Annotated in this window: 12 protein-coding genes; all 12 read left to right on the plus strand. The window is 64.5% G+C overall.

The window, feature by feature from the left end; genetic code table 11:
• Positions 1-2: 2 nt before the first annotated feature.
• On the plus strand, positions 3-821 hold the full coding sequence (locus GVL04_RS22695; protein ID WP_159708770.1) for a motility protein A: 819 nt from the start codon (positions 3-5) through the stop codon (positions 819-821).
• Positions 818-1,639 (plus strand): flagellar motor protein MotB, encoded by an 822-nt coding sequence (locus GVL04_RS22700; protein ID WP_159708772.1) that lies wholly within the window; start codon positions 818-820, stop codon positions 1,637-1,639. Before GVL04_RS22695 ends, GVL04_RS22700 begins: the two co-directional genes overlap by 4 nt.
• A gap of 73 nt (positions 1,640-1,712) precedes the next feature.
• Positions 1,713-2,609: a flagellar motor switch protein FliM gene (locus GVL04_RS22705; protein WP_159708774.1), complete on the plus strand. Its 897-nt coding sequence runs from the start codon at positions 1,713-1,715 to the stop codon at positions 2,607-2,609.
• On the plus strand, positions 2,606-3,355 hold the full coding sequence (gene fliN / locus GVL04_RS22710) for a flagellar motor switch protein FliN (protein WP_159708776.1): 750 nt from the start codon (positions 2,606-2,608) through the stop codon (positions 3,353-3,355). The genes GVL04_RS22705 and fliN overlap by 4 nt, the downstream gene beginning before the upstream one ends.
• On the plus strand, positions 3,356-3,904 hold the full coding sequence (gene fliO, locus GVL04_RS22715) for a flagellar biosynthetic protein FliO (protein ID WP_159708778.1): 549 nt from the start codon (positions 3,356-3,358) through the stop codon (positions 3,902-3,904). It abuts the gene before it with no gap.
• Positions 3,901-4,734 carry a flagellar type III secretion system pore protein FliP gene (gene fliP / locus GVL04_RS22720; RefSeq protein WP_235036408.1) on the plus strand — a complete coding sequence of 278 codons (834 nt, stop codon included), beginning with the start codon at positions 3,901-3,903 and terminating at the stop codon, positions 4,732-4,734. Before fliO ends, fliP begins: the two co-directional genes overlap by 4 nt.
• The gene (gene fliQ / locus GVL04_RS22725) at positions 4,734-5,009 is read left to right on the plus strand and encodes a flagellar biosynthesis protein FliQ (RefSeq protein WP_159708780.1); all 276 of its coding nucleotides are present in this window, start codon (positions 4,734-4,736) and stop codon (positions 5,007-5,009) included. Before fliP ends, fliQ begins: the two co-directional genes overlap by 1 nt.
• A gap of 1 nt (position 5,010) precedes the next feature.
• A complete protein-coding gene (locus GVL04_RS22730) occupies positions 5,011-5,769 on the plus strand; it encodes a flagellar biosynthetic protein FliR (protein ID WP_159708782.1) in 759 nt (252 codons plus the stop codon).
• Positions 5,770-6,855 (plus strand): flagellar biosynthesis protein FlhB, encoded by a 1,086-nt coding sequence (locus tag GVL04_RS22735; protein ID WP_159708784.1) that lies wholly within the window; start codon positions 5,770-5,772, stop codon positions 6,853-6,855.
• Positions 6,852-8,903 (plus strand): flagellar biosynthesis protein FlhA, encoded by a 2,052-nt coding sequence (locus tag GVL04_RS22740; protein ID WP_159708786.1) that lies wholly within the window; start codon positions 6,852-6,854, stop codon positions 8,901-8,903. Before GVL04_RS22735 ends, GVL04_RS22740 begins: the two co-directional genes overlap by 4 nt.
• Positions 8,904-8,964: 61 nt before the next feature.
• Entirely contained in the window at positions 8,965-9,858 is an 894-nt protein-coding gene (locus GVL04_RS22745; protein ID WP_159708788.1) for a hypothetical protein, read from the plus strand.
• A 4-nt stretch (positions 9,859-9,862) separates the two neighbouring features.
• Positions 9,863-10,090: carbon storage regulator CsrA (gene csrA / locus GVL04_RS22750; RefSeq protein ID WP_159708790.1), on the plus strand; the 228-nt coding region annotated here is incomplete at its 3' end.

The following is a 10,090-nucleotide window of genomic DNA, read 5'->3' on the forward strand; positions in this document are numbered from 1 at the left end:
CCATGACAATCGTCGGTCTGCTGCTGGCCTTCGCATCCGTGGTGGCAATGGTCACCCTGGAGCATGCGAACCTCATGTCGCTGCTTCTGCCCGCACCTATGATCCTGGTATTCGGTGCCACCATCGCGGTGGGGCTGGCAGGCAATACGCTCCGCGATGTGGTCCAGTCCTTCAAGGACGTGCCCAAAGCTTTCCTTGGCAAGCCCGCCAAGCCCACTGAGAGCATTGGCGAGTTGGTGAGGCTCGCCGAGAAAGCCCGCAGTGACGGCCTGCTGTCCCTCGAGGAAGAGGCCAACAACGCCAAGGACCCGTTCCTGCAGCGCTCGCTTCAGAACATCGCCGACGGCACGGACGCCGAGGAACTCCGCCTCTTGATGGAGGACGAGATTGACACCAAAATCCGTGCCGACCACGTCTCTTCCAAATTCTTCGCAGCCTTGGGCGGGTATGCGCCCACCATCGGCATCATCGGAACCGTGGTCTCGCTGACGCACGTCCTCGAGAACCTGTCTTCTCCCGACCACCTCGGCCCGATGATCGCAGCTGCCTTCGTAGCCACCCTCTGGGGGCTGCTGTCCGCGAACTTCATCTGGCTGCCTTTGAGTGCCAAGCTCAAGCGCCTGTCCGAGCTGGAAGTCGAACGGATGACACTCCTCATGGAAGGTCTGCTGGCGGTGCAGAATGGAACCCAGCCGTTGCTGCTGGCCGAACGGCTCCGCGCGATGGCCCCGGCCGATGCGAAGGGCAAATCCAAGGACAACAAGGGCAAAGCGGACGACGCCGGCAAGACCGGCAAGCTTTCGGCGTCCAGGGCAGCATGAGGTCGCGCAGGAGACGCGGCGGGCAGCCTGAAGAGCACCACGTCGACGAACGCTGGATGGCCTCCTACATGGACATGGTCACCGTGTTGATGTGCATGTTCATTGTCCTGTTTGCCATGTCCTCGGTGGACCAGGTGAAGTTTGAGAAACTGCGCAACTCCCTGGCCACGGGATTCGGCACGGAAATCAGCCAGAAAGTGGATACGGCCAGCGGCGTAGTGGTTCCGGCCGAACTCGCCACGTCCAACGGTGAAGGCTTCTCGGCATTGGACCTGGCCATCAAGGAGGCCGACAAGCTCACGGCCTTGCAGGGTGCCATGCAGGCAAAATTGGACGCCCAGGGATTGGCTGCCAACGTGCAGTTCGTGGTGGGGGAGCGGGGGCTGACGGTAAAGCTGGTGGGCTCGCAGACTTTCTTCCAGCCCGACATGCCTGACCTCACACCCAAGGCCGTCCAGATCCTGAACACCATCGCTCCCACGGTGGTGGGTTCCGGCTTGGAGGTCATGGTGGAAGGCCACGCGGCCAAGGGCGTCACGGCCTTCGCGTCCACGTGGGAGCTTTCAGCGGCACGTTCCGTGAATGTGCTGCGGTACTTCGTTGACAACTCAGGCATGCCGCCCGGGCGGATCGGAGCCGTTGCTTTCGGTGCTGCGCGCCAAGTGACGGACGATTCCACCGAGGAACTCATGGAACTGAACCGTCGCGTGGACGTGGTGCTGCTGTCGGCCAGTCCGGAGGATGTCCGCGCGCTGATTCCAGGTGCCATCGAAGCGCAAACCAAGGAGTCGGCCGCCGCGGCGAAGGCGGCAAAATAGTACCCGTAACAGCCGCCGAATAGTCCTGCGCAAAAGCCTTACGCCCCTGGCTGGCGTGCCGATAGTGCCATCCGTGGGAGAACAGGAAGATCGCGCGGCCGTACGCCAGCGCACTGTGGACGTCTATGACTTCCGCCGACCCACCACCTTGCCCCGCCAGCACAGCCGCGTGCTGGAAGTGGCTTTCGAAACCTTTGCGCGCCAGTGGGGGACGCAGCTCACCGCCAAGGTCCGGTTGAAGTCCACCGCCGCCTTGGAACAGCTCAGCATGCAGAGCTACGACGAATACTCTGCTTCCCTTCCGTCAGTCACCTCCATGGTGTTGTGCCGGATCGACGGCAGCGAGTCCCGGCTCGTCATCCAGTTCCCGGCGACCGCCGCTCTGTCCTGGCTTAGCCGGATGCTGGGCGGCTCCACAGACACCGTGGCTCCGGAGCGGAAGTTTACCCAGATCGAGCACGCGTTGATTTCCCGGATGGTGGAGGAGGTGCTGGAGGACCTCCGGTATTCGCTGGGCAATCTCCTGACCCAAACCGTGGCCATGGACGGCATCCAGTACAACTCCCAGTTCGCGCAAGCCGCTGCGCCGTCCGAACTGATGATCGTGGCCTCGTTCAGCGTCAATGTGGGCGAGACCCAATGCGCCGCAACACTGGCCATTCCCGCCGACGTCCTGCTGTCCCGGCTCGGCGACGTGAACCCCACCGTGCACAGCGTGGACAACGAGGCCCTGGTCCGTGCCCAGCTCGCGCAGGTTCCCGTGGATGTTGCCGTCCAGCTGACCCCCGCGCCGGTGACTCCAGCGCAGATCCTGGGGCTCGCCGTCGGCGATGTCCTGCACCTGCCGCACTTGGAAAACCGGCCGTTCGACGTCACCATCAACGGCACCCGCCTGGCCACGGCCGCGGCTGCCCGCCACGGCTCCAGGGCCGCCGCCGTCATCGTCACAACCGAGGAGCACCAGCGATGAGCAACTTTTTGACCCTTCAGGCGGCGGCAGCCGAGCGCCTTGCCCAGCATCTGCCGAGTGCTTCCACTCTGCGGGTTGCCGGCATCGTTCCGGCGCGGGACGCAGCGGCCTACGCTTCCCCTGCCGTGTCGGCCACGTTCGTGGGTGCCTCGACGGCGGACTTCGCCTTGTTGCTGGTGGACCGTTCGTTCCTGGACGCCGCAGGCGGTGCCGGACTGGTAGGTGCGGTGTCCGCCGTCGATGTCTTGCGTCCCGCTTTGGAACAGGCCGCGTCAGCGTTCGACGCCGGTGTGCTGGGGGAGTTGCGCGAGGAAGACGCCGCGGGGCTGCTGAACGACCCGGAAACTGCGGTCTTCGAACTCAACAGCGCCCATCAGGCAAACGACGGCGGCGTCCCCTTTGGCTGGTTCGCCATCCGCGTGCGGGACAACGGCGCCGTCAACAGCGGCGGAGGCCTGACCGCGGCCGGCCGCAGCGCCCAGGACACCGACATGGCTGCCCGCCTGGGCCTCATCAGCAATGTCGAAATGGCCTTGACTGTGGAGATTGGACGTACACGCATGTCCGTCCGCGACGCCCTGGCTCTGGAGCCCGGACGGGTGATTGAGCTGGACCGCTCGGCCGGGGCACCCGCCGATGTGCTGCTGAATGGCCGGTTGATCGCCCACGGCGAAGTAGTGGTGGTTGACCAGGACTACGCCGTCCGCATCACCCGCATCCTGGACGGGGCAGAGGGCGCGCACTAGATGGACTCATTCATCCTCGGCCTGCGGGTGCTGGTTGCCCTCGGTGCCGTCCTGGGGCTGATCTGGTTCGTCCAGAAACGCCTCGGCAAGGGTAAGGGCAGGCGTCGGGCCGATGCTGCCCTCACTGTCGTGAGCCGGCAGGTGGTGGGCCAGAAAGCCTCCGTAGTGGTGGTTGACGCGGGAGACAAGCGCTTCCTGCTGGGGGTTACCGAGCACGCAGTCACTGTGCTGCACAGCAGCGACGCTCCGGTTGTGGCTTCGGAGACGGTCGAGGCTGTGGAGGAGCAGTCGCCGGCGAGCTTCGCAGAGTTGTTCCGGCAGGCTTCGGGTGAGCCAACGCCAGCGCCTCGTGCTGATCCGCTCGGACCAGCCACGGGGTCGCTGCCCGTGCTGCGCCGACGCAGCGAACTCCACCGTGGCGGCCAGCCACACCGCCTCCCTGACGGCACCGGCGTTCCCGCCCGGCAGACGCCACCCATGCACGGCTCCATCCTGTCCGCCTCCACCTGGCGCCAAGCCTCGGACGCCTTCCGTGGACGCCGCAATTGAACCGATCCGCTGTTTTTGCCGCGCCGCGGCTGGTTTCCGTGCTGGCGGTTGTCCTGCTCACGGCAGCTTTGTTGTGGCTTGGCATGGCAGCGGCACAAGCGACGCCGATCGACCCCACCCAGCCCACGCCGCCAACCGCTCCAGCAGCGCCCGGAGCCGGCGGTAACGTCAGCATCGACATCAACGGTCTGGACGGGACACCTTCCACGGCCGTAGTGACACTGATCGGTATCACGCTGCTCTCTGTGGCCCCGGCGCTGCTGCTCATGATGACGTCCTTCACCAAGATCTTCGTCGTGCTGGCCATGACAAGGAACGCTTTGTCCTTGCCGGCCATCCCACCCAACCAGGTCCTTGCAGGCCTGGCCCTGTTCCTCTCCCTCTTCGTCATGTGGCCAGTGGTTTCGGATATCAACACCGTTGCCGTGCAGCCCTACATGAACGGCGGCCTGGACTTCAACGGAGCGATGAGCGCCGGGTGGTCCCCACTGCAGCACTTCATGCTGGCCCACACGCGTGAAGAGGACATCGCCCTCATGACCAGGGCCGCGAAAATGGACAATCCGGCCAACCCCGAATCCGTCCCGTTCCAGACCCTTGTTCCGGCGTTCATGATCTCCGAACTCCGCGCCGCGTTCATCATCGGCTTTGTCATCTTCATCCCGTTCCTGGTGATCGACCTGGTGGTGTCCGCAGCCCTGATGTCCATGGGCATGATGATGCTTCCGCCGGTGATGATTTCTCTGCCCTTCAAAATCCTGTTGTTTGTCCTGGTGGACGGTTGGGGACTGGTAATTACTTCCCTGATCCAGAGCTATTCGAGCGGCTGATGGATACCAATGCAGTCCTGGATATTTGCCTCCAGGCGATGATTGTGGCGGCCAAGCTGGCTGCGCCTACCCTCGTTACCGCCTTGGTGGTCGGCCTGGCCATTTCCCTCCTGCAATCCATTACGCAACTGCAGGAGGCCACGTTGTCTTTCGTTCCCAAGGCGGTGGCTGTGGCCATTGCCTTGGTGGTTTGCGGCCATTGGATGATTTCCGAAATGGTCGCCTTTACCAACGAATTGTTCGCCCGCATCCCAGGACTGATCGGCGGAGCGTGAGGTGGACATTCCCGTCGACCAGTCGTGGATCCAGGTCATGTTGCTGGCCTCGGTCCGCATGACGGCCTTCCTGGTGGTGGCCCCGCCGTTCGCCCACCACGCCATTCCGGCCCGCATCAAGGCGATGCTGGGAATCGGGTTGGGCCTTGCCGTGTCCCAGCGGCTCTCGGCCGACTCCGTCCCTGCGGATACGGCCGGTTTCATCATGGCCGTGGTCCTTGAGCTGGTCACAGGCCTGTTTCTCGGCTTCCTGGTGATGGTGATTTTCGCCGCGATCCAGTCCGCCGGCAGCCTCGTGGACCTTTTCAGCGGCTTCCAGATGGCCCAGGCGTTCGACCCGCAGATGATGGTCAACGGGGCCCAGTTCACCCGGTTGATGCAGATGGCAGCGTTGGCATTGCTCTTCGCTTCAGATGGATACCAGATGGTCATCGGCGGCCTCACCGGAAGCTTCAACGCCTTGCCGCTGGCAGGCGGAATCGACCTCAACCAGCCTGTCGAAGCCATGATCGGTGCCCTGACCGGAATGTTCCTCGCAGCAGTCCAGATCGCGGGTCCGCTGCTGGTGGTCCTGGTGCTGGCCGACGTCGGGCTCGGCCTCCTCACCCGCGTCGCCCCTGCACTGAACGCCTTCGCGTTGGGCTTTCCCCTGAAGATCTTCATCACCCTGGCGTTGGCCGGCTTCCTGTTCCTTGCCCTGCCCAGGCTCGTGGCCACCCTCGCTGAGCAAGCGGCAAACACCCTGATGGGGGTGGGCTGAGTGGCGGATTCACAGGAAAAAACCGAGCAAGCCACGGACAAACGGATGCGCGAGGTCCGGGAGAAGGGCCAGCTCTCCAGGTCCCAGGACCTGATGGCCTGGCTGGCAGTGGGCGCTGCCGCCGCGATGCTCCCGGCAACCATTGACCACGCTTCCAACGCCGCAGTGGACCAGCTCTTTACCGTGAAAAGCGTCATCGCTGATCCCGACCCCGCCAAAGCCGTGGCTGCGCTCGAGGCAGGACTCGGTTCCCTGGCCGGAATCCTGGGGCCGCTGCTCCTGGTAGTCACCGTGGTGGTCCTGGCGGGATCAGCGCTTCAGGGTGGCATCCGGTTCAAGAAGTTCCGCGCGGAGTTCGAACATTTCAACCTGCTCGCCGGCTTCAAGAGGATGTTTGGCGGCCAGGCACTCTGGGGAGGTGCCAAAGCGCTGCTGAAGACCGCCGTCGTAGGTCTTGTGCTGTACACCGTGGTGCAGGGGTTGATGCCCGTGCTGCTGACGGCCGGCGGGCTGCCGGTAGCAGGTGTGCTGGCGGCAGCTGCCGGCGGAATCGGCGCGCTCATCCAGTTCGCGGTAGCGGCCGGACTGGTGCTGGCCGCCGCGGACATCTTTGTGGTGATGCGCCGCAACCGCAAGAAGACCCGGATGTCCAAGAAGGAAGTCCAGGACGAGAACAAGAACACCGACGGCGACCCCCTCATCAAATCCCAGCGGCGTTCACGCCAGCTCAGCATGAGCCGCAACCGCATGATCGGTGCGATCGGGGACGCCGACGTGGTGCTGGTCAACCCGACGCACGTGGCAGTTGCCTTGAAGTACGACGCCGGCAAATCGGCACCACGCGTGGTGGCCAAGGGCGCGGGCTTGATTGCTGCCCGCATCAGGGAGGAAGCCGAAGCGAAGGGGGTGCCGATGGTCCAGGACATCCCCCTCGCCAGGGCCCTGCACTCAGCGTGCGAACTGGGCCAGGAGATTCCGGTTGACCTGTACCGCTCCGTCGCTGCAGTACTGGCGTTCGTGATGTCGCTGAAGACGCGGGGAACTGCGCGAGGCATGCACCGTATGAAAGAGAGTTTTCAGGCATGAAGAACCACAAATTCGCCCGGCTGTCCGTGCCGGTTGGCATCGTAGGCATCGTCCTGCTGCTGGTTGTTCCGCTGCCGGCACCGTTGCTGGACTTCCTGATCGTGTGCAACATCCTGCTTGCGCTCCTGATCCTGCTGACCAGCATGTTCGTGAAGAAGCCCCTGGATTTCTCCGTCTTCCCATCGTTGCTGCTCGTGGCCACGCTGTTCCGCCTTGGACTCAACGTCGCGTCCACCCGTCTTGTCCTGGGGCAAGGTTTCGCCGGGCAGGTCATCGAGGCGTTCGGCAAGGTCACCGTTGGCGGTTCGCTGATCATCGGCGCCGTGGTGTTCCTGATCCTGGTGGTCATCCAGTTCGTCGTGGTCACCAAGGGCGCGGAACGCGTTGCCGAGGTGGGTGCCAGGTTCACCCTGGATGCCATGCCCGGCAAGCAGATGGCCATCGATGCCGACCTCAACGCAGGGCTCATCACGGACGCCGAAGCCCGGAAACGCCGTGCTGAAGTCTCGGCGGAGGCCGACTTTTATGGCGCCATGGACGGCGCCTCGAAGTTCGTAAAGGGCGATGCCATCGCAGGCATCATCATTATCATCATCAACTTTGTGGGCGGCATCGCCATTGGCGTGCTGCAGCGCGGCATGGACGCCGGCGACGCCCTGAACACCTACGGCCTGCTAACCATGGGTGACGGCCTGGTCACCCAGATTCCGGCCCTGCTCATGGCCGTATCCACCGGCATGATCGTCACGAGGTCCAACGCCGAGGAGGACATGGGCCGCACGGCTTCCTCTCAGCTGATGCAGTCGCCCAACGCCCTGCTCATCGCAGGTCTGGCAGCAGGGAGCATGGCCCTCATTCCGGGCATGCCCATTCTTCCGTTCGTTGTGGTGGGTGCGCTGCTGGTCCTGGCTTCACGGCGGGTAGCCACGCAACAGAAGCTCCAAGCCGAGGCGGAAGATGCCGAGGACCTGGCGGCCGGCACTGTTGAAGAAGATCCCAACGAGCGGCTCATGGAAGACATGCGCGTCCATCCCGTGGAGATCCTGCTGGCTCCGGACCTGGTGGACATCGTCTCGGGTGCCTCCGATGACCTGCTGGCCCGCGTCCGGTCCCTGCGCCACAAAATTGCGATGGAATTTGGGCTGGTGGTTCCGCCGGTCCGCACCCGGGATGCAATGGACTTGCCGCCGTCAACTTATGCCATCCGCATTGCCGGGGTCGAGGCTGGAAGGGGAGTGGCGCCGTCGGGCAAGCTCCTCGCCTTGGGCGAATTCCTGGACGCCCTGCCCGGAACGGCAACCGTGGAGCCCGTCTTCGGGTTGTCCGGCAAATGGGTTCCCACGGAGATGCGGCACAGCGCGGAAATGACCGGAGCCACCGTGATCGACCGCGTGTCCGTCCTGGTGACGCACCTGTCCTCGATCATCGCAGCCAACGCTGCCCGGCTCCTTACCCGTGAGGACGTCCGCGTGCTCACCGAAGGGGTCCGGAAGCAAAGCCCGTCCGCGGTGGAAGAACTCACGCCCGGCCTGCTGTCCCTCGCCGAGATCCAGCGCGTGCTGCAGGGCCTCCTGGAAGAGCAGGTCCCCATCAACGATCTCCCGCGGATCTACGAGGCACTCGCCCTACGGGCCAAGGTCTCCACAGATCCTGAATCCCTGATCGAGTCCGCACGGCACTCACTCGGTCCGGTTCTGGCCAACAAGTACCTCGACGGTCCAGTGCTCAACGTGATCATGATTGATCCCCTGCTGGAGCAGTCGATGCTTGAGGACATGCGCCCGGCCGAAGGAGGCACCCAAATCGTCATGGGCCAAGCAAAGCTGGACGGCGTCCTCACCTCGCTGAAGTCGGCCGTCGACGGCGCGGCCGCAGCAGGGCGGGAAGCTGTATTGGTGTGCGCCCCCGCCTTGAGGCCAGCCATCCACCGCCTTGTGGCAAGTCCCGACGGCGGCGTTCCTGTCCTCTCGTACCGCGAAGTTACCTCTGCCAACATCCGAATCGAAACGGTGGGGGTGGTCCGCTATGCAGAAGCGCTACAAGCTTAGTGGGGCGTCTCTGGAGGCCATTAGGGTCAAAGCCCTTCAGCAGTACGGGCCCGGAGCTCGCGTGGTGTCTGCAGAGAAGGTCACCAATCCTGGCATCGTAGGGTTGTTCGCCGCCGCCAGGTTCGAGGCGACGGTGGAGGTCGCGGAAGTCCCTGCCGCTCCGGAGCCTGATGCTGCATCCGGCCCGGCGCCCGGCCCGGTTCACGAGCTTCATGGGCCGGCCATCGCAGCGCTCCTGGAGCGTGCGGACGCCGCCGAACTCGAATTGCACAAACCCGCCCCGACTCCCGTTTCCACAGCCTCTCCGGACTTCGCGGGCCTGCTGGAACAACTGGGCAAGGAACTCCAACCGGCGTCGCCGCCGCCATCCTTGGCCGCCCTGCCGGTGTTGCCGACGTCGAGCGCTGTTCCTGTGCCTTCCGTGCCTCCTGTGCCTCCTGTGCCTCCTGTGCCGATGACCGGAGCTGGCAACCTCATCGTCCTCCTGGGCCTCGGCGACGACGCCCTGGGACCGGCCCTGGAAATGTCCATTGCCGCTGGCGGCTCGGACGTCCGCACGGCCGGCGATCTCAGCGCCTTCGGTCACCTTCACGTTCAGGGACGGCAAAGTGCGACGGCGGCACGCGCCCAGGCGGTCCTGACCGGGCAGACCGTGGTGGTTGCTTTCGGACTCGGCCGCCCCCGCGACGTGCCGACGGCGGCGGCGCACATCGCGAGCCTCGCCGCCGATCAGCTCTGGATCGTCGCAGACGCACGGCGGAAAGCAGAAGACAGCAAGATCTGGGTACGGGCACTACAGGATCTGCTCGCCGGCGAGTCCGTGGTAGTGGACGCGCTCGCAGTCATCGGTGCCTCGGAAACGGCGACGCCGGAAACGGTGGATGCGCTGGGCATCCCCGTCGGTTGGGTAGACGGCAATCCGGCCACCGCATCGGCCTTTGGAAAGGTACATTGAAAGCATGTTGGTACTGACGCGTAAGCCGGGCGAGAAGATCATGATCGGGGACGACATTGTCATCACCGTCATGGAAGGGCGCGGCGACGGCGTTCGGATCGGAATCGAAGCCCCACGGGGTGTCTCCATCCAACGGAGCGAAGTAGTGGCAGCCATTGCCGCAGCCAACCTGGCCGCGACGCAGGCCGGCCCCGAAGCCGAGGAACTCCTGGCAACCCTGCGTCCCCCCGCC

The sequence above is a fragment of the Arthrobacter sp. 18067 genome (genome assembly GCF_902706295.1).
Classification (GTDB): domain Bacteria; phylum Actinomycetota; class Actinomycetes; order Actinomycetales; family Micrococcaceae; genus Arthrobacter.

What these genes read in the sequence shown, in the direction of transcription:
- GVL04_RS22695 (WP_159708770.1), top strand. Translation starts at nt 3, where the DNA reads ATGACAATCGTCGGTCTGCTGCTGGCCTTCGCATCCGTGGTGGCAATG.
- GVL04_RS22700 (WP_159708772.1), top strand. Translation starts at nt 818, where the DNA reads ATGAGGTCGCGCAGGAGACGCGGCGGGCAGCCTGAAGAGCACCACGTC.
- fliN (WP_159708776.1), top strand. Translation starts at nt 2,606, where the DNA reads ATGAGCAACTTTTTGACCCTTCAGGCGGCGGCAGCCGAGCGCCTTGCC.
- fliO (WP_159708778.1), top strand. Translation starts at nt 3,356, where the DNA reads ATGGACTCATTCATCCTCGGCCTGCGGGTGCTGGTTGCCCTCGGTGCC.
- fliQ (WP_159708780.1), top strand. Translation starts at nt 4,734, where the DNA reads ATGGATACCAATGCAGTCCTGGATATTTGCCTCCAGGCGATGATTGTG.
- GVL04_RS22740 (WP_159708786.1), top strand. Translation starts at nt 6,852, where the DNA reads ATGAAGAACCACAAATTCGCCCGGCTGTCCGTGCCGGTTGGCATCGTA.